At 71.1% G+C, this 22,636-nt stretch carries 21 protein-coding genes; 11 read left to right on the top strand and 10 right to left on the bottom strand.

Annotated features, from left to right (window positions below; translation table 11 throughout):
* Positions 1–85: 85 nt before the first annotated feature.
* The 6 genes from ACFYZE_RS16155 to hemB all read left to right on the top strand — a co-directional run bounded on the left by ACFYZE_RS16155 (position 86) and on the right by hemB (position 6,821).
* On the top strand, positions 86–856 hold the full coding sequence (locus ACFYZE_RS16155; RefSeq protein ID WP_388993405.1) for a redox-sensing transcriptional repressor Rex: 771 nt from the start codon (positions 86–88) through the stop codon (positions 854–856).
* A complete protein-coding gene (locus ACFYZE_RS16150; RefSeq protein ID WP_388993403.1) occupies positions 853–2,595 on the top strand; it encodes a glutamyl-tRNA reductase in 1,743 nt (580 codons plus the stop codon). Before ACFYZE_RS16155 ends, ACFYZE_RS16150 begins: the two co-directional genes overlap by 4 nt.
* On the top strand, positions 2,592–3,554 hold the full coding sequence (hemC, locus tag ACFYZE_RS16145; protein WP_388993400.1) for a hydroxymethylbilane synthase: 963 nt from the start codon (positions 2,592–2,594) through the stop codon (positions 3,552–3,554). The genes ACFYZE_RS16150 and hemC overlap by 4 nt, the downstream gene beginning before the upstream one ends.
* On the top strand, positions 3,551–5,257 hold the full coding sequence (locus ACFYZE_RS16140) for a uroporphyrinogen-III synthase (RefSeq protein ID WP_388993397.1): 1,707 nt from the start codon (positions 3,551–3,553) through the stop codon (positions 5,255–5,257). Before hemC ends, ACFYZE_RS16140 begins: the two co-directional genes overlap by 4 nt.
* 136 nt (positions 5,258–5,393) lie before the next feature.
* Positions 5,394–5,738, top strand: coding sequence for a hypothetical protein (locus ACFYZE_RS16135; protein WP_388993394.1), 345 nt, complete (start codon positions 5,394–5,396; stop codon positions 5,736–5,738).
* Between the two features lie 69 nt (positions 5,739–5,807).
* Positions 5,808–6,821 (top strand): porphobilinogen synthase, encoded by a 1,014-nt coding sequence (hemB, locus tag ACFYZE_RS16130; RefSeq protein ID WP_388993391.1) that lies wholly within the window; start codon positions 5,808–5,810, stop codon positions 6,819–6,821.
* On the opposite strand, the gene ACFYZE_RS16125 is transcribed toward hemB, so the two are convergent.
* Positions 6,818–7,405, bottom strand: coding sequence for a DUF4232 domain-containing protein (locus ACFYZE_RS16125; RefSeq protein ID WP_388993388.1), 588 nt, complete (start codon positions 7,403–7,405; stop codon positions 6,818–6,820). The two genes, hemB and ACFYZE_RS16125, sit on opposite strands and share 4 nt — an antisense overlap.
* A 358-nt stretch (positions 7,406–7,763) precedes the next feature.
* Here ACFYZE_RS16125 and ACFYZE_RS16120 point away from each other — a divergent pair, with 358 nt between their 5' ends.
* On the top strand, positions 7,764–8,669 hold the full coding sequence (locus ACFYZE_RS16120; RefSeq protein ID WP_388993385.1) for an SAM-dependent methyltransferase: 906 nt from the start codon (positions 7,764–7,766) through the stop codon (positions 8,667–8,669).
* A gap of 21 nt (positions 8,670–8,690) precedes the next feature.
* On the opposite strand, the gene ACFYZE_RS16115 is transcribed toward ACFYZE_RS16120, so the two are convergent.
* A complete protein-coding gene (locus ACFYZE_RS16115; RefSeq protein WP_388993382.1) occupies positions 8,691–9,623 on the bottom strand; it encodes a phosphotransferase family protein in 933 nt (310 codons plus the stop codon).
* Between the two features lie 162 nt (positions 9,624–9,785).
* Between ACFYZE_RS16115 and ACFYZE_RS16110 the strand changes: the two genes are divergently transcribed.
* On the top strand, positions 9,786–10,991 hold the full coding sequence (locus ACFYZE_RS16110; RefSeq protein ID WP_388993379.1) for a PLP-dependent aminotransferase family protein: 1,206 nt from the start codon (positions 9,786–9,788) through the stop codon (positions 10,989–10,991).
* A 19-nt stretch (positions 10,992–11,010) separates the two neighbouring features.
* Here the strand turns inward: ACFYZE_RS16110 and ACFYZE_RS16105 are convergent, their stop codons facing one another.
* Both ACFYZE_RS16105 and ACFYZE_RS16100 read right to left on the bottom strand, forming a co-directional pair.
* Positions 11,011–11,211, bottom strand: coding sequence for a DUF397 domain-containing protein (locus tag ACFYZE_RS16105; RefSeq protein ID WP_388993376.1), 201 nt, complete (start codon positions 11,209–11,211; stop codon positions 11,011–11,013).
* Positions 11,208–12,035, bottom strand: a complete 828-nt coding sequence (locus tag ACFYZE_RS16100; RefSeq protein ID WP_388993373.1) for a Scr1 family TA system antitoxin-like transcriptional regulator — start codon at positions 12,033–12,035, stop codon at positions 11,208–11,210. Before ACFYZE_RS16100 ends, ACFYZE_RS16105 begins: the two co-directional genes overlap by 4 nt.
* A gap of 113 nt (positions 12,036–12,148) precedes the next feature.
* On the opposite strand from ACFYZE_RS16100, the gene ACFYZE_RS16095 reads away from it, so the two are divergent.
* Entirely contained in the window at positions 12,149–12,565 is a 417-nt protein-coding gene (locus tag ACFYZE_RS16095) for an ATP-binding protein (protein ID WP_388993371.1), read from the top strand.
* Positions 12,566–12,620: 55 nt separating this feature from the next.
* On the opposite strand, the gene ACFYZE_RS16090 is transcribed toward ACFYZE_RS16095, so the two are convergent.
* Positions 12,621–13,607 carry a DUF2690 domain-containing protein gene (locus tag ACFYZE_RS16090; RefSeq protein WP_388993368.1) on the bottom strand — a complete coding sequence of 329 codons (987 nt, stop codon included), beginning with the start codon at positions 13,605–13,607 and terminating at the stop codon, positions 12,621–12,623.
* Positions 13,604–14,431 carry a peptidoglycan-binding protein gene (locus ACFYZE_RS16085; RefSeq protein WP_388993365.1) on the bottom strand — a complete coding sequence of 276 codons (828 nt, stop codon included), beginning with the start codon at positions 14,429–14,431 and terminating at the stop codon, positions 13,604–13,606. Before ACFYZE_RS16085 ends, ACFYZE_RS16090 begins: the two co-directional genes overlap by 4 nt.
* Positions 14,432–14,765: 334 nt before the next feature.
* Between ACFYZE_RS16085 and ACFYZE_RS16080 the strand changes: the two genes are divergently transcribed.
* Positions 14,766–15,221 (top strand): peptidoglycan-binding domain-containing protein, encoded by a 456-nt coding sequence (locus tag ACFYZE_RS16080; RefSeq protein WP_388993362.1) that lies wholly within the window; start codon positions 14,766–14,768, stop codon positions 15,219–15,221.
* 103 nt (positions 15,222–15,324) lie between these two features.
* Here ACFYZE_RS16080 and argS read toward each other — a convergent pair whose 3' ends face one another.
* On the bottom strand, positions 15,325–17,088 hold the full coding sequence (argS, locus tag ACFYZE_RS16075) for an arginine--tRNA ligase (protein ID WP_388993359.1): 1,764 nt from the start codon (positions 17,086–17,088) through the stop codon (positions 15,325–15,327).
* 220 nt (positions 17,089–17,308) lie between these two features.
* On the opposite strand from argS, the gene lysS reads away from it, so the two are divergent.
* Positions 17,309–19,051 (top strand): lysine--tRNA ligase, encoded by a 1,743-nt coding sequence (lysS, locus tag ACFYZE_RS16070; RefSeq protein ID WP_388993356.1) that lies wholly within the window; start codon positions 17,309–17,311, stop codon positions 19,049–19,051.
* A gap of 57 nt (positions 19,052–19,108) precedes the next feature.
* Here lysS and ACFYZE_RS16065 read toward each other — a convergent pair whose 3' ends face one another.
* From ACFYZE_RS16065 to ACFYZE_RS16055, 3 genes are all read right to left on the bottom strand, one after another.
* Complete coding sequence (locus ACFYZE_RS16065) at positions 19,109–20,398, bottom strand: DUF2637 domain-containing protein (RefSeq protein WP_388993489.1); 1,290 nt, start codon at positions 20,396–20,398, stop codon at positions 19,109–19,111.
* A 188-nt stretch (positions 20,399–20,586) separates the two neighbouring features.
* On the bottom strand, positions 20,587–21,558 hold the full coding sequence (locus ACFYZE_RS16060) for a DUF3558 domain-containing protein (RefSeq protein WP_388993353.1): 972 nt from the start codon (positions 21,556–21,558) through the stop codon (positions 20,587–20,589).
* A 117-nt stretch (positions 21,559–21,675) separates the two neighbouring features.
* Positions 21,676–22,530 carry a DUF3558 domain-containing protein gene (locus ACFYZE_RS16055; protein ID WP_388993350.1) on the bottom strand — a complete coding sequence of 285 codons (855 nt, stop codon included), beginning with the start codon at positions 22,528–22,530 and terminating at the stop codon, positions 21,676–21,678.
* Positions 22,531–22,636: the final 106 nt, after the last annotated feature.

The raw sequence follows: 22,636 nt of genomic DNA, 5'->3' as shown, positions 1-22,636 counted from the left end.
CGTTCACAAAGACATAGCCTGCATTCGACGGGGCGGTCTGGGGACGTGTGACCGCCCGCAGCCCCGCTCTACCCGCAGGAGCACCGTGGCAACTGGCCGAACTCACCGACCGGCGACCCGTAGCCGAGGGATTCCCGAGGCCACCGTCGCCAGGCTTCCGCTGTACCTCCGAGCCCTGACCGCGCTGTCGGAGCGCTCGGTACCCACGGTCTCCTCCGAGGAGCTGGCCGCCGCCGCGGGTGTGAACTCCGCGAAGCTGCGCAAGGACTTCTCCTACCTCGGCTCCTACGGCACCCGGGGCGTGGGCTACGACGTCGAGTATCTCGTCTACCAGATCTCCCGCGAACTGGGCCTGACCCAGGACTGGCCGGTTGTGATCGTCGGTATCGGCAACCTCGGCGCGGCGCTGGCCAATTACGGCGGGTTCGCCTCCCGCGGCTTCCGGGTCGCTGCCCTCATCGACGCCGACCCGGCCCTCACGGGCAAGGCCGTCGCCGGCATCCCGGTCCAGCACACGGACGATCTGGAAAAGATCATCAAGGACAACGGCGTCTCGATCGGCGTGATCGCGACCCCCGCGGGCGCCGCCCAGCAGGTCTGCGACCGGCTCGTGGGCGCGGGCGTGACCTCCATCCTGAACTTCGCGCCGACCGTGCTGACCGTTCCGGACGGTGTCGACGTCCGCAAGGTCGACCTCTCCATCGAGCTGCAGATCCTCGCCTTCCACGAGCAGCGCAAGGCCGGCGAGGAGGCCATCGCCGATGCGCTGCCCGACGGCCTGCCGGCCGCCACGACGACCACGGAGTCCGCCGACAAGGGACCCGACGGGGACGTCCCCGCCGTGATGCCGGCATGAGTCTCCTCGTCGTCGGGCTGAGCCACCGCAGCGCACCGGTCAGCGTCCTGGAGCGGGCCACGCTGACCGCGGACGCCCAGGTCAAGCTGGTCCATGACACGGTGGCCGCCGAGCCGGCCACCGAGGCCGCGGTGCTCGCCACCTGCAACCGCATCGAGCTGTACGCGGACGTCGACAAGTTCCACGCGGGTGTCGCCGAGCTGTCCACCCTGCTCGCCCAGCACTGCGGGGTCGGCCTCGACGAGCTGACGCCCTACCTCTACGTCCACTACGAGGACCGGGCCGTCCACCACCTGTTCTCGGTGGCCTGCGGACTGGACTCCATGGTCGTCGGCGAGGGGCAGATCCTCGGGCAGATCAAGGACTCCCTGGCCACCGCGCAGGAGCAGCACACCGCGGGACGCCTGCTGAACGACCTGTTCCAGCAGTCCCTCAGGGTCGGCAAGCGCGCCCACTCCGAGACGGGCATCGACCGTGCCGGGCAGTCCCTGGTCACCTTCGGCCTGGAGCAGCTGTCGGCCGGTGCGCCGGTGGAGACGTGGGCCAAGGGCAAGCGTGCCCTGGTGATCGGCGCCGGCTCCATGTCGTCGCTGGCCGCCGCGACGCTCGCCCGCGCCGGTGTCGCCGAGGTCGTGATCGCCAACCGCACCCTGGAGCGCGCCGAGCGCCTGGCGCAGATCCTCACCGAAGGGGACGACACGGACGTACGGGCGCGTGCGGTGCCGATGGCGACGGTTCCGGACGAGCTGACACGTGCCGACGTCGTGGTGTCCTGTACGGGCGCGACCGGTCTCGTCCTCACCGCCCAGTCGGTCGCGGCGGCCCTGGAGGGCCGGGTGGAAGGACCGGTCGCCCCGGACGCCGCAGCCGCGCGCGTCACCGACCCGGCGCCGATACGCGGCGACCTGCCGCCCACCAGTCTCGGCACCGAGGAGGGCTGCCCGCTCGACCTCTCGGCCGTGCAGGGCACCGCCCACTTCTCGGTGCTCGGCGAGGCCGCCGTCGCCGGTATGCCGGCCGCCGAGCTGGAGCAGCACGCCGCCTGGGTGGACAAGGGCGCCGAGGAGCCGCGCGGCGGTCGTACGGCCGTCGCGGCGGACCCGGAGACCGAGGCCGAGCTGATCAGCGCGCTCGCCGCGACCGTCGCCACGATCGGCCGGATCCCGGAGCGCCGCCGTCCGGAGCCCGTCGTCGAGACGCCCCGCCCCGCGCCCGTGCTGTCGCTGCTGGACCTCGCGATGCCCCGCGACATCGACGCGGCCGTGCACCGGCTGCTCGGTGTGCGGCTCGTCGACATCGAGTCGCTCGCCGAGGCCTCCGCGGACGCGCCGATGGCCGCCGACGTCGACCAGGTCCGGCGTATCGTCTCCGACGAGGTCGCCGCGTTCGGCGCCGCCCAGCGCGCCGCGCACATCACGCCCACCGTGGTCGCGCTGCGCTCGATGGCCGCCGACGTGGTGGCGAACGAGATCGCCCGCCTGGAGGGGCGGCTGCCCGGCCTCGACGACAAGCACCGCGCCGAGATCACGCAGACCGTGCGGCGCGTCGTCGACAAGCTGCTGCACGCGCCGACCGTACGGGTCAAGCAACTCGCGGCCGAACCCGGCGGCGCCGGCTACGCGGACGCGCTGCGCACCCTGTTCGACCTGGACCCCGAGACGATCGCCTCCGTCTCCCGGGCCGACGACACCAAGCCCACCGAGAACACCGAGAACGCCAAGAACCGAGGGCGAGCATGAGTGAGCAGTCACCACTGAGGCTCGGCACCAGGCGCAGCAAGCTGGCCATGGCCCAGTCCGGGCAGGTCGCCGACGCCGTGCGCCAGGTGACCGGACGGCCCGTGGAGCTCGTGGAGATCACGACGTACGGGGACACCTCCCGCGAGCACCTCGCGCAGATCGGCGGCACCGGTGTGTTCGTGACGGCCCTGCGCGACGCGCTGCTGCGCGGCGAGGTCGACTTCGCTGTGCACTCGCTGAAGGACCTGCCGACCGCGCAGCCCGAGGAGCTGGTGCTGGCCGCCGTGCCGGTACGCGAGGACCCGCGGGACGTGATCGTCGCGCGCGACGCCCTGAAGTTCACCGACCTGCCCCGCGGGGCGCGCGTCGGCACCGGTTCGCCGCGCCGCATGGCGCAGCTGAACGCGTACGCGCGCGGCCACGGCCTCGACATCGAGACCGTCCCGATCCGCGGCAACATCGACACCCGGGTCGGATACGTCCGCAGCGGTGAGCTGGACGCCGTGGTCCTCGCCGCGGCCGGGCTCAACCGCATCGGGCGGATCGACGAGGTGACCGACTTCCTGTCGGTCGACACAGTTCTGCCCGCCCCCGGCCAGGGGGCACTGGCGATCGAGTGTGCCGCGGACAACGCGGACCTGATCGCGGCGCTCGCCGAGCTCGACGACCCGTTCACACGGGCCGCCGTGACCGCCGAGCGGTCCCTGCTCGCCGCCCTGGAGGCCGGTTGCAGCGCCCCCGTGGGCGCGCTGGCCGACCTGTTGGCCGACGGGCAGGTTGTCAAGGAAATGCGCCTGCGCGGGGTCGTCGGAACACCCGACGGCCGCACGCTGGTGCAGTTGTCCACCACCGGTCCCGTGCCCGAGACGCACGACCAGGCAATGGCGCTCGGTCGCGAACTCGCCGCCGAGATGCTCACCAAGGGCGCGGCCGGTCTGATGGGGGAGCGAGCACATTGAGCCCCACCACCCTTCCCGCCGGCCTTGAACACGGGCACGTCACCTTCCTCGGTGCCGGACCCGGAGATCCGGGACTACTCACACTGCGCGCCGTCGAGGCGCTGGCCAACGCGGACGTCCTCGTCGGCGAGCACGAGGTGCTCGACGTCGTGCGCACGCATGCCAGAGCGGGCGTCGCCGAGCTCAACACGGACACGGACCCCTCCACGGGTGCGTATCCGGGCGCGGGCACGCCTCAGCTGACGGTTGTTGACGGCGAGTCAACAGCCGCTGGTGTCCCTGCGTTGCGGGATGCCGCACATCTTGTCATGGAGGCTGCGCGGGGCGGCAAGCGGGTCGTCCGTGCGGTGTCCGGCGACCCCGGCCTGGACGCGTACGCGGCCGGCGAGATGCTGGCGTGCGCCGCCGAGGGCGTGCCGTTCGAGGTCGTCCCCGGCATCGCGACCGCCGTGGGCGTGCCCGCGTACGCGGGTGTGCCGCTGCGGGACGCGCAGGGCGCGGACGTCCGGTTCGTGGACGCCCGGACCGCCTCCGAGCGTTGCTGGACGGAGGTCGGCGCGTCCGACGGCACGGTCGTGGTGTCCACGACGCTGGACTCGGTGGCGGCGGCCGCCGGGGAGCTGGTGGCCGCGGGCCGCAAGCCGGACACCCCGATGACGGTGACGGTCGCCGGTACGACGACGCGGCAGCGCACCTGGACCGCCACCCTCGGCTCCATCGCGCAGACGCTGAAGCAGGCGAAGGTCCTGCCGTCCCCCGAGGGCGGGCGTCCGGTGATAGCCGTGGTCGGTGAGCGTTCCGCCGCCGCCCAGCGCGACCAGCTGTCGTGGTTCGAGAACAAGCCGCTGTTCGGCTGGAAGGTCCTCGTGCCGCGTACGAAGGAGCAGGCGGCGTCGCTCTCCGACCAGCTGAGGTCCTACGGGGCCGTGCCGCACGAGGTCCCGACGATCGCGGTGGAGCCCCCGCGCACCCCGCAGCAGATGGAACGAGCGGTCAAGGGCCTGGTGACGGGCCGCTACGAGTGGATCGCGTTCACGTCCGTCAACGCGGTGCGGGCGGTCCGGGAGAAGTTCGAGGAGTACGGCCTGGACGCGCGCGCCTTCGCGGGCATCAAGGTCGCGGCGGTCGGCGAGCAGACGGCGAAGGCACTGGTGGACTTCGGCGTGAAGCCCGACCTGGTCCCCTCCGGCGAGCAGTCGGCGGCCGGCCTGCTGGAGGACTGGCCCCCCTACGACCCGGTCTTCGACCCGATCGACCGCGTGTTCCTGCCGCGCGCCGACATCGCGACCGAGACCCTGGTCGCCGGCCTGATCGAACTCGGCTGGGAGGTCGACGACGTGACGGCCTACCGGACGGTCCGCGCCTCGCCTCCGCCGGCCGAGACCCGTGAGGCGATCAAGGGCGGCGGCTTCGACGCGGTCCTGTTCACGTCCTCCTCCACGGTCCGGAACCTGGTCGGCATCGCGGGCAAGCCGCACAACGTGACGGTGATCGCGTGCATCGGCCCGGCGACCGCGAAGACGGCGGAGGAGCACGGGCTGCGCGTGGACGTCATGGCCCCGGAGCCGTCGGTCCACAAGCTGGCGGAGGCGCTGGCGGACTTCGGCCTCAAGCGCCGGGCCGCCGCGCTGGCGGCCGGGGATCCGGTGACGCGTCCGAGCGAGCGGAGGCCGGGGGCGCGGAGGCGCCGGTCGACGACCTGAGGTGGGGTGGGAGGCTCCCCGTAGGAGCCTTCCACCACGCTGACTCTTCCGGCTGCTGCGGACTCGCCGTGCCCGATGGTTGCCCGCTGTTGCGCGATCACGGGACAGGGGCGGCTCCCTGCCGCACAATGCTCGGATGGGGTGGAGAGACGACGCACGTAAGCGGCGGGAAGAGGACGAGGAGCGGCGCAGCAGGGCGCTCGAGATCGAAGCGAGCACACTCAGTCATGCGTCACGGCCTTTCACGGCGGGTCAGGTGATCTGGGGCTCGGCCAGGAAGACCATGGAAGACGCCTACGAGGAGCTTCTGGTCAGGGCGGTCGAGCTCGGTTACGACGCGGTGCTGGGGGTCGGGTTCACGTCACCCGCGCACCTCCCGAGCAGGAGCAGCCTGGCGGGCCACAGCTCCGTGAACATCATCGCGTACGGCACCGGCGTGCAGTGGGCGAGCGACGGGGACCGACCGGGTGGTGGGGCCTGAACAGCCCTGCCTCCAGGGCCGACGCGGCGTCGGCAAAAGGACTTCCGGGCCGGGCGTAGCGTAGAAGGCATGACGAAGTACGGATCCTTCCCCGGTACCCGTCCCCGGCGGCTGCGCACCACGCCCGCCATGCGCCGCATGGTCGCCGAGACCCGGCTGCACCCCGCCGACTTCATCCTCCCGGCCTTCGTGCGGGAGGGAGTCAGCGAGCCCGTGCCGATCGGGTCCATGCCCGGCGTTGTGCAGCACACCCGGGACAGCCTGAAGAAGGCGGCGCTGGAGGCCGTGGAGGCCGGGATCTCCGGGATCATGCTCTTCGGTGTGCCGGAGGAGTCGAAGAAGGACGCCGTCGGGACCCCGGGCACCGACCCGGACGGGATCCTTCAGGTCGCCATCCGGGACGTGCGCGCCGAGGTCGGCGACGACCTCCTCGTCATGTCGGACGTGTGCCTGGACGAGACCACCGATCACGGGCACTGCGGCGTGCTCGACGCCAGGGGCCGGGTCGACAACGACGCCACCCTCGAGCGGTACGCCGAGATGGCGCAGGTCCAGGCCGACGCGGGCGCCCATGTCGTGGGGCCCAGCGGGATGATGGACGGGCAGATCGGCGTCATCCGCGACGCGCTCGACCAGGTCGGGCGCGAGGACGTCGCGATCCTCGCCTACACGGCCAAGTACTCCTCCGCCTTCTACGGGCCGTTCCGCGAGGCCGTCGCCTCCTCGCTGAAGGGCGACCGCAAGACCTACCAGCAGGACCCCGCCAACTGGCGCGAGTCACTGCGCGAACTCGCCCTCGATCTCGAGGAGGGCGCCGACATGGTGATGGTCAAGCCGGCCGGGCCCTACCTGGACATCCTGGCGAGGGTCGCGGACGCGGTCGACGTGCCCGTGGCGGCGTACCAGATCTCCGGCGAGTACTCCATGATCGAGGCCGCCGCGGAGAAAGGCTGGGTCGACCGCGACCGGGCCATCCTGGAGACCCTGACCGGCATCAAGCGCGCCGGTGCGCGCAGCATCCTCACCTACTGGGCCACCGAGGCGGCCCGCAAGCTCCGCGCAGACACCCAGTACGTCGGCTAGTACGTCAGCGCCGCCTTCAGGTTCGGCAGCCAGCACGTGACCCGCAGTGCGTCGTCGACGTACACGCCCTTGGGCGGGAGCGCCGGGCGGGCGGCCGGGCCGGTGGGGAGCGTGATCGTGAGGGACGTGACGGTGCGGCCGTGCCCGCCCGTGCCGTCCGCCGCCGACAGCAGCACGCCCGCGTAGGCGGACCCTCCGGGGGAGAGGGTGATCCGGGAGCCACGGGGCTTCGGCTCCCGGGCCGGCGGCGCGAGGGAGCCGGACTCGCCGAAGCGGGCCTTCGGGTAGCCGTTGAGGGAGCAGTTCACGGCGCCCGTGTTGGTCACCGTCAGCAGCAGGTGGTTCACCGGCTCGCTCACCGGCGTCGCCGTCGTCCGCATGTGTTTGCCCGAGCAGGGGACCGCCCTGCCCGGGTGCGCGGTGTCCCGGACGGACGGGCCGGGCAGCGAGGAGGGGCCCTCGTCCCGTACGCCCTCGCCGTTCTCGCAGGCCGACAGCGCGAGCGCGGCGAGCGCGAGTGTGACGGCGGCGAGCAGCCGGGGGCGAACGGCACGGGTGGGACGGACGGTACGAGCAAAGGACATGGTCGGGGCCCTTCGGACGTGCGAGTTGGGGGGTGACGCCTCCGCTCGACCGGTCGGCGGGAGCGGATGCCTCGACGGCCCAGCTTGACCGGTGGTTCGCCGGCCCGCCACAGTCGCCGCCGAATTCGGGACGCCGAGCCGATGGAACGCTTCCCGACCTGCGCAGACGCCGTCCCCTGGGAGGGGAGCCCGGGACGGCGGGGCGCGGCCGGAAGCGGACCGGGCACTTCCAACCGGCCTCAGGAGTTACGTTGTTGACGATCACATCGGTCGCTTGACGAACGATCGAGAGAACGGCCCATCGACCGATCGACCGATGGAACGACCGACTCCTTACGCCGACCACCAGGGAGACGCCATGTCCGACGACGCCCTCAGCCGCGACCCGGCCGAGCTGCGCAGGCGGATCGACACCACCAAGGCCCATCCGGCCCGCGTCTACGACGTCTTCCTCGGCGGCAAGGACAACTACCCGGTGGACCGCGCGGCCGCCGCCGCGGCACTCGCCGCCAACCCGCGCGGCTACCTCGACGTGCGGCACAACCGCGACTTCCTGCGCCGCGCGGTGAACCGGCTGGCGAAGGAGGACGGCATCCGGCAGTTCCTCGACATCGGCACCGGCCTGCCGACCGCCGAGAACGTCCACCAGATCGCCCAGCGCGTCAACCCCGACTCCCGGGTCGTCTACGTCGACAACGACCCGGTCGTCCTGGCGCACGCCCGCGCCCTGCTCACCAGCGGAGCCGAGGGCCGCACGGACTACATAGACGCCGACCTCCAGAGCCCCGGCCGGATTCTCGAACAGGCCGCCAAAACCCTCGACTTCGACCAGCCGGTCGCCCTCGTGCTCGTGGCGGTCCTGCACTTCGTCGAGGACGAGCAGGCGTACCCGATCGTGCGCGAGCTGATGGAGGCGCTGCCCTCCGGAAGCCGGCTGGTGCTCAGCCACCTCACCGAGGACCTCAACCCGGAGAGCATCCGCGCCGTCCAGCGCACCTACACCGAGCGCGGTTTCACCTTCGTGCTGCGCTCCAAGGACGAGGTCGCCCGCTTCTTCACCGACACCCCGCGCGTCACGCTGGACGAGCCCGGCGTCGTCCCGGTCCACCACTGGCACCAGGACGGCGCGGCACCCGTGCCCGAGGCCGTGGACCCCGCCTACCTCGCCACCCTCGACGACATCGAGAAGGTCCGCCACCGCGACATCAACGACGTCACGGACGCCGACATCAACGTGTACGGGGCCACCGGCGCGAAGGCCTGACGCCGGGAGCGTTCCCCGGTGTCAGCCGTCCGTGCCGAACCACAGCTCGGCGAGTGCGTCGAAGCGTGGTTCGGCCGGGTGCGGCAACTCGTGGAGGTAGAAGGGCAGATCGCTGAAGACGTGCAGCAGCGTGTACGCCATCAGCTGGTCCGGGTCGTGCGGGGCGCGTCCGTAGGCCTCGTAGAAGCGGCGGAGCTGGCGCGGGTCGGCACGGGTGATGAACAGGCCGACGCCGACGAAGTCGTACGCCGGGTCACCGATCATCGCCGGCTCGAAGTCGAACATGCCCGTCAGCACCCGCCCGCCACGCATGTCGATGGTCAGGTGCTCGCTCATGAACTCGGTGTGCAGCAGTACGCGTTCGGTGGACACGGGCAGCGGCACGGAGTCCAGGAAGTCGGGGATCCGGCTCAGCCATGGCTCGGTCACCCCGGAGTGACGGTGCCACTCGACCGCCCCGGCGCGCTGGCTGCGCAGGAACGCCGTCCAGTCCGGCGGTCCGACGATGTCCGTCAGCGGGTTCCAGAACATCGCGTGCAGCGAGGCCAGCGCCTCGGCCGACTCCGTGACGATACGGTCCTGCTCCGCCGCGGTCAGCCGGTGCCAGACGTCGTTGAGGGTCCAGCCGGGCAGCCGGGACATCAGCACCCACCGCCAGCCGTTCACGTACTCCTCGGTGCCGATCAGGCGCGGGGTGGGAAGCTTGAGCTGTCCCCACAGGTGGTGCAACACCCGTGCCTCGCGCACGGCTTCCCGCGCCTCGGACCGCGGATACAGCTTCAGCACCAAGTCGCCCCCGACGGCGTACACGGGCAGCGTCCCGTCCGGGAAGCGGCGCACCGCGAGTCCGACGAGGCCCATCTGGTCGAGCAGATGCAGCACGGCCGGGCGTAACACCTCCTCGTCCGAGACGATGGCTTGCAACTCGTCGTTCGTGTCCACGCTCGGCAGCATGCGCCGCATGCTAGGGCTCACGGACCGTCGTCCGCATGGCGAAACGAGACTGTTGTAGGGGGCAGCGATCTCCCTAAGGTGCACGAACGAGCCGTTTTCGAATGGCGTTCCCTTTGACGTGTCACGTCCTGTGAACGCCCCTGCCCATCAGGAGCCGCCCTCGTGACCTCCAGCGAAAGCACGCCCAGCGGTCCGCCCCAGCCCGCGTTCGCCGCCCGGGTCGCCGAGGTCGGCGGTTCCCCCGTTCGGGACATCCTCGCCGTCACCGCGCGTCCCGAAGTCGTCAACTTCGCGGGTGGCCTGCCCGCCCCAGGGCTCTTCGACAGCGAGGGCGTCGCCGCCGCGTTCCACGCCGTGCTGACGGAGGCCCCGCAGCGGGCACTCCAGTACTCCACCACCGAGGGCGAACCCGCCCTGCGGTCCGCGCTCGCCGACCGCACCACCGAGCGCGGTCTCGCCACCGGCCCGGACGACCTGCTCGTCACCACCGGCTCCCAGCAGGCCCTCTCCCTGCTCGTCACCGCCCTGCTGGAGCCCGGCGACACGGTTCTCGTCGAGAACCCCTGCTACCTCGCGGCCCTCCAGGCCTTCGGCTTCGCCGGCGCCCGGGTCGTCGCCGTCCCCTGCGACGAGGACGGTATCGACCCCGACACGCTGGAGGAGCTGGTGGTGCGGGAGCGCCCCAAGCTGCTCTACACCGTTCCCACCTTCCAGAACCCCACCGGCCGCACCCTGCCCGCCGACCGCCGCGCGGCGATCGCCGGCGTCGCCGCCCGGCACGGCCTGTGGATCGTGGAGGACGACCCCTACGGGGAGCTCCGCTTCGAGGGCGAGCGCGTGCCGTGGATCGCCTCGTACGAGGACGCGTACGACCGCGCCGTCCTCCTGGGCTCCTTCTCCAAGGTGGTGGCGCCCGGCCTGCGCCTCGGCTGGCTGCGGGCACCGGCGGCGCTGCGGCGGGCCTGCGCGATCGCGAAGCAGGCCGCGGACCTCCACACCCCGACCGTGAACCAGCTCGCCGCCGCGCGGTACCTGGCGGACCGCGACCTCGACGCGCACGTCGCCCGGGTCGCCGCCGCATACCGCGAACGCCGCGACGCGATGCTCGCCGGCCTCGCGGACGCCCTGCCCGAGGGCTCCGTCTGGAACCGTCCCGAGGGCGGCATGTTCCTCTGGGCGCGGCTGCCGGAGGGGTACGACACCACGGCACTGCTGCCGCGGGTGGTGGAGCAGGACGTGGCGTACGTCCCGGGCGCGCCGTTCCACGCCGACGCGCCGGACCGGTCGACCCTGCGGCTGTGCTTCGTCACGCACACACCGGCGGAGATCGAGGAGGGGTTGCGGAGGCTGGGGAAGGGGCTGAGCTGAGGGACGCCTAGCGGGTCGCCTAGCGGGTCGCGTAGGCGGTGAAGGCGGTCCAGGTGGCGGGGGCCACCTGGAGGGTGGGGCCGATGGGGTTCTTGGAGTCGCGGATGTGGACCGCCGCGTTGTCGGTGGACTGGGGGGTGGTGAAGGCGACTTCGAGGCACTGGCCGCCCTCGTCGCCGCTGTAGGTCGACTTGAACCACTGAAGTGCTTCGGTGCTCATGTTTCTCCCAGCAAGCGGTCGAGCAGACCCATGGAGTCATGAGTGGTCAGGGCCTGTGTTCGCAGCATCGCATATTTGCGCGCCAGGATGGACACCTCGTCCGGGTCGGAGACCCACTGGCTGCCGCGCTGGGACTCGGTGTAGGCGAGGTGCTGGTGGTCGGGCGTCTCCAGGAGGGTGAACGGGCCGTTGAGACCAGCGTGATAGGGGCTGTCCAAGGGCAGGAACTGCAGGGCGAGGCCCGGCAGTTCGGCGATCGCGCGCAGGTGCCGTAGCTGCTCCCTGCGTACCTTTGAGTCGCCGATTCCCAGGTGAAGCACGGGTTCCCATACGACGAAGCTCAACGTCGGCGGGACCTTCCGGTGCAGAATCTCCTGACGCTCGACACGGGCTGCCGTACGGGTCTCGACCTCGTCCTCGTCGTACGCCGGTACACGATTGCGCAGCACGGCGCGGGCGTATGCCTCGGTCTGGAGGATGCCAGGCACGACCAGGGTGTCGTACCAGGACAGGGCAATGGCCTCGCGCTCATGGTGGATGTACAACTCCGCCCACATCGGGAACTGGTCGATCTCGGGGAGGTTGGCCACCCCGGCCGACAACAACCCCTTTGTGTCGAGTAGTTGGTCCAGCGCCTCGGCCAGATCCGGCTTCAACGGCCGTCGCCCCTGCTCGATCGACGCGATGGTCTCCTCGTCGACCATGAGCTCCCTGGCCAGGGACCCCTGGGTGTGGCCCGCCGCACGGCGGGCCGTGCCGAGCTGGACGCCCAGCATCTTCATGGCCGAGACGTTCTTCTTCCGTGGAGGCTTCCTGGAGGTCATGCTGGTCCAACTCCCCGCGCGTGCCCGTTCGCGGCCCCGAAGGAACCCGTACAAAAAAACCGTACGGGTTCACCGAGTGATCCACGGTAGTGACTCTCCGCAACACTCGTCTCGTGAACGAAATGATCCAACTCCCGCCCCTGCGCGAGAGGTTCTTCCGGCGGGAGCGCCGATCCGTCCCGGCCGCACGGCAGTTCGCGTACGAGGTCCTGGCCGGCTGGGGGCTCGCGAAGGGCGAGCGATGTGACGACGTGCTGTTGTGCGTGAGCGAGTTGGCGACGAACGCGCTGGTGCACGGGGTGCCGCCGGGCCGTTGCTTCCGGGTGTTCCTGCGGTACGACGGCGTGTTGCTGCGGGTGGAGGTGCATGACAGCGGTCCCGGCGAGCCGCGCATCCCGCTGGAGGCGGACGAGGGCGGCCGGGGGCTGCTCCTGGTGGCGGCGCTCTCGGACAAGTGGGGGGTGGGGGAGCGGGACCCCGGCAAGGTGGTGTGGTGCGAATTTCTGTCACCGGTGCGGCCAGGCGGTTGAACCCGCCGGTGCGACACATTTCCCAGATGTGTCGCAGTTCCGCAGGCACACCACCTCAGTGGACGGTCGCCGCGGTTGGAGGCGGGGCCGTCACGCGGCCCTCGACGCACTCCGGTTGCCCGCCCGTCGTCGGACGGAAGCACGCCCGGACCGCGGTGCCGGGGCGGGTGGCGGCCATGGGGGTGTAGACGTAGTCCTTCGCGGCGTCGGCGTCCTTGACCCGGGCGGACTGACTGCGGCCGTCCGCGGTCACCTCGATCCGGTCCCCGACATGGGCGCCCCACACCCGGGCCCAACTCGCGCCGCAGTCCTTGCTGTAGCGCAGTTCCATACCGACGCCGGCGGCGGTGTGGTGCGACGCCAGGGTGGCCGGGTGGGGGCCGCAGTGCAGGGCCATCGGGTCCCCGCCCTCGCAGGTGGCGCCCCCGCAGAGCGGGGCGAGGACGGGTTGGGGCGGGGACGGGAACGGTCGCGGGGCGCCGCCCGGGTGCGGCAGCAGGAAGAGGGCCAGGGCGACGGCCCCGGTCGCGAGGGCGCATACGGCGGCGACCAGCGCGGCGACCGCGCCCTTCCGGACGGCGTGTCCGGTTTCGTCGGCGGGGGCAGGGGCGGTGCCGGTGGCCTTCGCCGTGTCCGTGGCGTTCGCCGCATCCTTTGCCGCGTCCGCATCCGTGGTCCCCGCCGTGGCCCCGTCCGTGGCCGGGAAGGGGGACGAAGCCGGAGACGGGGGTGACTGCTGCGCCGGGGCCGTGGGCGGCTCCTCCGCCCGTGCGCGTCCACTCGCCTCCGACTCCGCCAGCTCCCACAGGGCCAGACAGCGGGCGGCGGGTTCGTGGGCGAGGCGGCACAGGTCCAGCACGGCCTGACGCGGCGGCAGTGTCTTGCCGTTGAGGTAGCGTTCCCAGGACGACTTGCTGTACGGGGTGCGTTCCTCCAGGCGGGCCAGGCTCAGACCGGTGCGTGCCTTCAGCTCGCGCAGTTCGGCCGCCAACCGCGCCCGCTCCGCGGACGTCGTCCCCTGCGTCCCCGTCGGCCGTGTCATTTGCGCAGCGCCCCCCAGGTGTGCGGTCCGACGATGCCGTCCGGGGGCAGCCCGGCCCGCTTCTGCAGGTCCTTGACCGCGCGCTCGGTCAGCGGCCCGTAGACACCGTCGATGCCGCCCGGGGAGAAGCCCGCCCGGCGCAGCAGGCACTGCGCCTCGGCCACGTCCGGACCCGCCAGGCCCTGCGCCAGGATCGCGTCCTGCGTACGGCTGTTGCCCGCGTACCAGTGGCCGTCGGTCCGCTGGATGCGGCAGGTGTACGACGGCGCCGACCCCGACGTCGGGAAGGATCCGGCGGTCGAGGCGGGGCGGGTCGTCGCCGCCTTGTCGTCGGTGCCGTGGTCCGTGAGGCGGACGACCAGGAGAACCGCCGAGACGACCGCCAGCACCAGGGCCACGGCTCCCGCCGCCACCGCGAGGCGCAACGAGCGTCCGTGCGGCCGCGCCGCCCTGCCGTCCGGCGCGGACGAGGTCTCGTCGTCAGCCGAGGACGGCCCGGCCTCGGCCGCCGAGGACTCCTCCCCGTCGGCCTCCGCCACCGGCGTGCCCCGGCGCCGCTTCTCCCAGCCCTCCGCGGCCAGTTCGTGCAGCACCAGCAGCCGTGTCGGATCCTCGCCGCCGACCTGGGCCAGTGCCTCCACGGCCTCCCGGGGCGGCAGCGACCTGCCGTTGAGGTACCGCTCCCACGACTTCTGGCTGTAGCCGGTCTTCGCCGCCAGCCGCTGCATGCTCAGATCGCCGTGGTCCTTCAGCCGCCGTAATCGCACCACCAACTGCCGCACACGCGGATCCAGGTCTGCGGGTAGCGCCTTCCAACGCGACATGTTCCCCCTACTCGCGTCCCGGGACCTTGGTCGTCGGTCCCCCTTTTCCGCCGCATTCTGCATGAACTTTCACGGCGCACCCCACATATCGGTTCCCGCCCCGGCACCGAATAGGCCACCCGCCCGCCCCACCCGCTCCCCGCCGACGTCGCGTCGAAGCGTCCCGCCCGGGCGTCCCGCCAGGACGTGTCCCCGCAGGTCAGCGCCTGGGACGTCCCACGAAGTCGTCACTGCGGCGGCGCTCGTGGCGCAGCTCGGCGCCCGGCCCGCAGTCTCGAGTTGCCAGCGGCGCCCACCACGTCGGGCGCCGCACGATCACCCGAAAGGGACACACATGCGACCGAACCTCATGGCGAGGACCCTCGTTGCCGCCACCGCCGTCGCCGGCATCGCCGCCGGGAGCCTCGCGGGTGCGACCGCCGGCTTCGCGGCCTCCGCGCCTGCCGCCAAGCCGGTGATGAGCACCCAGGCCGTCTCGGTGCAGTCGGTGAACAACCTGGGCCTGAACACCAAGGAGGCCAAGGGCATCCAGCGGGTGCTGAAGAGCCACTGGGGCTACCAGGGCCGGATCGACGGCCGGCTCGGCACCGACAGCTGGAAGGCCATGCAGCGCTACCTCCACAAGTACTGGGGCTACAACAAGAGGATCGACGGTGTCGTCGGAAGCGACACGGTGAAGGCGCTGCAGCGCATGCTGAAGAAGTACTACGGCTACAAGGGCAACATCGACGGAATCGCCGGGAAGGACACCAAGGCCGCGTTCAAGCGGTTCGCCGACGACTACGTCTGACGGCTGCCCGCGAGCGGCGTCCTGCGCACAGACCGCCCAAAGACACCGCGGCCCGTCCTCCCCACGGGGGAGAGGACGGGCCGCGGCCCCGGCAGGGTGGGGCTCAGAGCCGCTCGGGCGTCCGGATGCCCAGCAGCGCCATCCCCTGGTGAAGCGTCCGGGCCGTGACGTCGCACAGGAACAGGCGGTTCTGCACCTGCTCCGGCGTCTGAGCCTTCAGCACCGGGCACTTGTCGTAGAACGACGTGTACAACGACGCGAGCTGGTAGAGGTACGCCGCCATCTTGTGCGGGGCGTACTCCGCCGCCGCCTCCGCCACCGTCTCCGCGAAGGCGTCCACGTGCAGGCCGAGCGCGCGCTCCGCGTCCGTCAGCGCCAGCTCCGGATGCGGGGACGGCCGTACGTCGCCGGCCTTGCGCAGGATCGACTGGATACGGGCGTACGCGTACTGGAGGTAGACGGACGTGTCGCCGTTCAGCGAGACCATCTGGTCCAGGTCGAACTTGTAGTCCCGGTTCGCCGACGTCGACAGGTCCGCGTACTTCACCGCGCCGATGCCCACCTGGGCACCCCGCTCGGCGATCTCCTCCTCGGACAGGTCCTGCGCCTTCTCCCGTACGACGGCGGAGGCGCGGTCGATCGCCTCGTCCAGCAGGTCCACCAGCCGCACCGTCTCGCCCTCACGGGTCTTGAACGGCTTGCCGTCCTTGCCGAGGACCGTGCCGAAGGCGAGCTGGTACGCCTTGACGTCGTCGTTCAGCCAGCCGGCCCTCCGCGCCGTCTCGAAGACCATCTTGAAGTGCAGCGACTGGCGGGCGTCCACGACGTAGATGATCGAGTTCGCCTTCAGGTTGAAGACACGGTCCCTGATCGCGGACAGGTCCGTCGCCGCGTAGCCGTAGCCGCCGTCCGACTTCTGCACGATCAGCGGGACCGGCTTGCCGTCGGGGCCCTTGATGTCGTCGAAGAAGACGCAGAGCGCCCCTTCGGAGCGGACGGCGACGCCCGACTCCTCCAGGAGACGGCAGGTCTCGGCCAGCATGTCGTTGTAGCCGGACTCGCCGACGATGTCGGGGTCCCGGATCTCCATGTCCAGCTTCTCGAAGACCGAGAAGAAGTAGATCTTCGACTCGTCGACGAACTTCTGCCACATGGCGAGCGTGTGCGGATCGCCGGCCTGGAGGTCGACCACCCGGCGCCGCGCCCGCGTCTTGAACTCCTCGTCGGAGTCGAAGAGCTTGCGCGCGGCCTTGTAGAGGCGGTCGAGGTTGGACATCGCCTCCTCGCCCGTCACCTCGGCGGCCTTGTGGTCCAGCTCGTGCGGGTGCTCGTCCAGGTACTGGATGAGCATGCCGAACTGGGTGCCCCAGTCGCCGATGTGGTGCCGGCGGATCACCGTCTCGCCGGTGAACTCGAGAAGCTTGACGACCGAGTCGCCGATCACCGCGGAGCGCAGGTGACCGACGTGCATCTCCTTCGCCACGTTCGGCTGGGCGTAGTCGATCACCGTGGTACCCGGCCGCTCGGTGTACGGCACGCCGAGGCGGCCCTCGGCGTCGGCGGCGCGGGCGGCGAGGTTCTCGGTGATCGCCTGGTCCGTGACCGTGATGTTGAGGAAGCCGGGGCCCGAGACCTCGACGTTCCCGATCACGTCACCGGTGACCACCCGGCCGACGACCTGCGTCGCCAACTCCCTCGGGTTCGCCTTCGCCTTCTTCGCCAGCGCCAGGATCCCGTTGGCCTGGAAGTCCGCCCGGTCGCTGCGTCGCAGCAGCGGGTCCGCGTCGGCGGCCTCGGGCAGGGCAGCCGAGAGGGCGGACGCGAGGCGCTGGTGGACGGCGGACGTGAGGGAGGTGACCGAGGCCATAGGAATGGGTGCCGTTCTCCTCGTGGGGATGGATAGACACGCCCAGTATCCCATGCGGGGTAAAGCGAATTTTCCTCTCGCGCGGTGAACGGCCGCGCCCGTCCACCCGTCCAACGCTTTGAAAAGGCGTTTTCGTGGATGTGGCGCAGCCTGGGACAATGGAGCGGTCAGCCGTGCGACCGTACCGGCTGCTCGTGGAGAACTTTCAGAAAAAGAGGACGTGCCGATCGTGGCTCAGAGCACCGAGACCACCGACTGGGTCTCCCGTTTCGCGGATGAGGTCATCGAGGAGTCGGAGCGTCGGGCCCCGGGCAAACCGGTCGTCGTCGCGTCCGGACTGTCTCCGTCCGGCCCGATCCACCTGGGGAACCTGCGCGAGGTCATGACCCCGCACCTGGTCGCCGACGAGATCCGCCGGCGCGGGTACGAGGTGCGGCACCTGATCTCCTGGGACGACTACGACCGGTACCGGAAGGTGCCGGCCGGTGTCGCGGGCGTGGACGAGTCGTGGGCCGAGCACATCGGCAAGCCGCTCACCTCCGTCCCGGCCCCGAAGGGCTCGGCGTACCCGAACTGGGCCGAGCACTTCAAGGCCGCCATGATTGCCTCGCTCGCCGAGCTGGGCGTGGAGTTCGACGGCATCAGCCAGACCGCGCAGTACACCTCCGGCGTGTACCGGGACCAGATCCTGCACGCGATGAGGCACCGCGGCGACATCGACGCGATCCTCGCCCAGTACCGCACCAAGCCGAAGCCCGCCAAGAAGCAGCAGCAGAAGGCCGTCGACGAGGCCGAGCTGGAGGCCGAGGAGGGCTCGGGCGCCGCGTCCGAGGACGACGGCAGCTCCGGCGTCGCCGGCTACTTCCCGTACAAGCCGTACTGCGGCGGTTGCGGCAAGGACTTCACCACGGTCACCGCGTACGACGACGACTCGACCGAGATGACGTACACCTGCACCGCGTGCGGCTTCTCCGAGACGGTCCGGCTGAGCGAGTTCAACCGCGGCAAGCTGGTCTGGAAGGTCGACTGGCCGATGCGCTGGGCCTACGAGGGCGTGATCTTCGAGCCGAGCGGTGTCGACCACTCGTCTCCGGGATCGTCGTACCAGGTCGGCGGGCAGATCGTCGGGATCTTCGGCGGCAAGCAGCCCATCGGGCCCATGTACGCCTTCGTCGGCATCTCCGGCATGGCGAAGATGTCGTCCTCGCGCGGCGGCGTCCCCACCCCGGCCGACGCCCTCCAGATCATGGAGCCCCAGCTGCTGCGCTGGCTCTACGCCCGCCGCAGGCCCAACCAGTCCTTCAAGATCGCCTTCGACCAGGAGATCCAGCGCCTCTACGACGAGTGGGACAAGCTCGCGGGCAAGGTGGCCGACGGCTCCGCGCTCCCCGGCGACGTCGCCGCGTACACCCGCGCGGTCGGCACCGCCACCGGTGAGCTGCCCAGGACACCCCGTCCGCTGCCCTACCGCACTCTCGCGTCCGTCGCCGACATCACCGCCGGCCACCAGGACCAGGCGCTGCGCATCCTGTCCGACCTCGACCCGGCCAACCCGCTGAGCTCGCTCGACGAGGCCCGCCCGCGGTACGACAAGGCCGAGGCGTGGATCAACACCCACGTCCCCGCCGACCAGCGCACCATCGTCCGTGACGAGCCCGACGCCGAACTGCTGAAGTCCCTGGACGAGCCCTCCCAGCAGTCGATCCGGCTGCTGCTCGACGGCCTGGAGGAGCACTGGTCGCTGGACGGGCTCACCCACCTCGTGTACGGCGTGCCCAAGGTCCAGGCCGGATTCTCCGCAGACGCCACGCCCAAGGAGCTGCCGCCGGAGATCAAGACGGCCCAGCGGTCGTTCTTCGCGCTCCTGTACCACCTGCTCGTCGGCCGCGACACCGGCCCGCGCCTGCCCACGCTGCTGCTGGCTGTGGGGCAGGACCGGGTGCGGAAGCTGCTCGGGGAGTAGGACCGAGCAGAAGGCGCCCGGTGCCCTTCGGCACCGGGCGCCTTCTGCATGGAGGACCTAGGCGATGTGGTCTTCTTCCAGTTCCGCGTTGTAGCGGTTCGTGAAGCGGTTGACCATGCGCTTGGCCTCCTCCGGGGGGAGGCCGATGCTGAACTCCGCCTCGACGTTCTCGCTGAACTCACGGGGCGTCGGGTAGCTGCCGTTGATCGACTGCTTGAAGACCTGGTAGTACGCCTCCTCGTCCGGCTGGGGCGTGCCGCCGCCCTCGCCGAGCTCGCGGGTGCGGTTCGGGCCGACGGGGATCGGGAAGCTGCCGGTGTCCTCGGGCGAGGGCTGCGGGGGCCCCTGGGGTCCGGGCTGCTGGTGGCCCTGCGGGACGGGCGCCTGGAACTTCTGCGGGACGGTCTGCTCGAACTGCTCCAGGTGCTGTTCCTCGTACCAGTCGTCGTACGGGGGTTCCGGCTCGTACGACGGGTCGTAGCCGCCGTGGTAGTCGACCTGGCGCGGAGCCTGGAACCAGGGGCTCTGGTCGTCCGGCTCCTCGTATCCCGGATACCCGGGGTCGCCCTCGAGCTGTGGGCGCTGCCCGCCCAGCGGTGCGGCTGACTGCGGACCGGCCGCCGCCCCGGCACCACGACCGCCCGCGGCCGCGTCGAGCTGCGGCGCCGGGGGTATCAGCGCCGGTTCTATGCCCGCCGCCGCCAGGCCGGCCGGAGCCGTCTGCGCCAGCGGGACGCCGTACCGCGCCAGCCTCAGCGGCATCAGCGACTCCACCGGGGCCTTGCGGCGCCACGCCCGGCCGAAGCGGGAACGCAGGCGCGCCTGGTAGACGAGACGTTCCTGCTCCAGCTTGATGACCTGGTCGTACGACCGCAGCTCCCACAGCTTCATCCGCCGCCACAGCAGAAACGTCGGAACCGGCGAGAGCAGCCAGCGGGTCAGACGGACGCCCTCCATGTGCTTGTCCGCCGTGATGTCCGCGATCCGGCCGATCGCATGCCGGGCCGCCTCCACCGCGACCACGAACAGCACCGGGATCACCGCGTGCATGCCCACACCCAGCGGGTCCGGCCACGCCGCCGCGCCGTTGAACGCGATCGTCGCCGCCGTCAGCAGCCACGCCGTCTGACGCAGCAGCGGGAAGGGGATGCGGATCCAGGTCAGCAGCAGGTCCAGGGCCAGCAGCACACAGATGCCCGCGTCGATGCCGACCGGGAAGACATAACTGAAGTTGCCGAAGCCCTTCTTGATGGCCAGCGCACGGACGGCCGCGTACGAGCCGGCGAAGCCGATCCCGGCGATGATCACAGCACCGGTGACGACCACGCCGATGAGAACCCGGTGCATCCGTGTCAACTGCAGTGGCCCGGCCACCTGTACTCCCCTCCCATTGCCTGTTGTTGCGCGCAACAGGGTGGCACACGCGTGCGGTGAACGGGTGGCCGGTATGGGGAGAGCTCCCCATCCGCCCGGACCGAACCCCCGCAACCGCCCTGCGCGCGCCGCGCGTTCGGCGCGTTCCGCGCGGCAGTCGGTCAGCTCTTCGGCGAGGCCGACGCCGACGGAGACCCGCCCTTCGCGGGGCTCGCCGACGCGGAGGACGACGCCGACGCAGACTTCGAAGGCGAAGCGCTCTTCGACGCCCCCTGCGACGGAGACCCGCCCGCCGCCTTGCCACCGTCGTTGTTCGCCGAAGCCACCGCGGACACCACCTCCTTGACGGCCTTCTCCGCCGCCTTGGTCAGGTCGTCAGCGTCCGGCGTCTTGTCGCCGGCCAGGCCCGCGCCGTTGTAGTCGACGGTGACCACGACGTTCTCCACGCGCGCCACCACCGTCTGCTGCTTGAAGTCGCCTTCCTTCTTCTTCAGGTCGTACGTCACCGCCGTCGCCGCGTCGCCCGCCCCGGAGACCGGCACCGCCTTGGTGCTCTTCGCGCCGTCGACCGCCTTGGCGTCCTGCACCTGCTGGTCGTAGTACTGCTGCGCCAGCTTGTTCCCGTCGCCGCGCGTGGCGTCCGACTCGAAGCGCAGCAGGGAGACGTTGAGCCAGCGGAACTGGGAGCCCTTGACGCCGTTGTTCTGCAGACTGCTCCACGAGCAGCTCGACCGCGTCTTCGCGTCGTCCGTCGAGCCCGCCTTGCCGGACTTTGCACCCTTCGGGACCAGATCGCCCAGGGTCTTCTGGGACAGCACGGAGCAGGGCTGGGGCAGCGTCGCGTACGCGGCGGGGCGCACCGCGTTCGCCGACGCGCTCTGCGAGGGCCGTGCGCTCGACTCCTGCGCCTGCGGCTTGGCGTCGCCGCCCGAGCCCGAACCGGAGGAGCCCGAGGAACAGCCGGCGGCGATGAGCACCGCCGGGACGGCGGCCGCGCAGACGAGGAAACGGCTCACGCGTGAACCCCGCCGGCCCGGCCGGCACTCGCTCCGCTCGCCCTGATCACTGTGATAGTGCGGCTCTCGCTGCTCTGTGTCTCGCTGTGCAGGTCGGTGCATGGTTCCTTCACTCATGACGCTTGTGACGCTCGTGGTCCTTCGGTCGGAACGGGTCCGAGGGGCCACGGTACGCGGTGGGGACGCATGCGGAGTGAGGTTCGGTTCCCTCGCGAGGCCGCGGCGAGGGGTCCCTCAGCCGAGCGAGCCGGCCAGCTGACCGGCCAGTTTCCTGGCCTTGTCCTGCATGTCCTTGCTGCTCGGGGTGGTCCCGGGGGCGGCCGGCTGCTCGTCGTACTCGATGGTCACGATCACGTTGGACGTGCGGAACACCACAGTCACGGTCCGCTGCTGGGCGGTGCTCAGCTGGTCGTCGATGAACGCCTCGTCGCCGAGGTCGTCGAGGGTGCGGGGCTGTAGATCGGCCGGGGTTCCGGTGGCGGAGGGACTGCCGGAGGGAGAGCCGGACGCCGATGCCGAGGGGGTGGGACCGCCACCGGCCCCGGCGGCGGAAACGGAGGCGGAGGAGGACGGGGAAACGGAGCCGGAACCGGGAGCGGGGCTCGCAGGGGAACCGGAACCCGAACTGGAACCGGCGCTGGGCTCCGGAAGGTTCGCGGCCTGCTCCTTGGTGGAGTACACCTGGTGGGCGGCGTTGTCGTCGGAGACCGCGTTGTCGTACGACACCACCCGCTCGAAATCCACGAACAGATGGTCCGTGGCGTCGGTCGACTCCGCCTTCCAACGGCAGCCGGAGCGACGGTCGTTGTTGTAGGTGAGGGCGGCCTCGCCCTGGTACGCCCTGTCGCGCTGCTCCTGGTCCGTTATGCGCGTCAGGCCCGGCAGAAGCGCGTCGAGGGTGTCATGGCTCACGGCACTGCAGGCGTCGGCGAGGGTGCGGTACTTGCCCGGCTGCGGGGCGGCGGCGCTCGTGGTGGAACCGGCCTTGGGGTCCGCGGCCCGGCCACCGCTGCCGGAACCGCCGGTGCAGGCGGCCAACAGGGCCGCGAGGAGCACGGCGACGCCCGGTACGTACGCCTTCCGCTGCACGGTGAGGCTCCTCTCGACGGTGTTCCGCGGGGTGGGGCCCGCTGGTTATTCGGTTGCCGCACGGGGCGGGCCCCTGGAGACAATGTGTATCGCACGCACTGCCGTG

Source organism: Streptomyces sp. NPDC001796 (assembly GCF_042892355.1).
In the GTDB taxonomy this organism is placed as follows: domain Bacteria; phylum Actinomycetota; class Actinomycetes; order Streptomycetales; family Streptomycetaceae; genus Streptomyces.
Note: the sequence above shows the minus strand (reverse complement) of the source record. Positions and strands in the feature narration are given on the sequence as shown.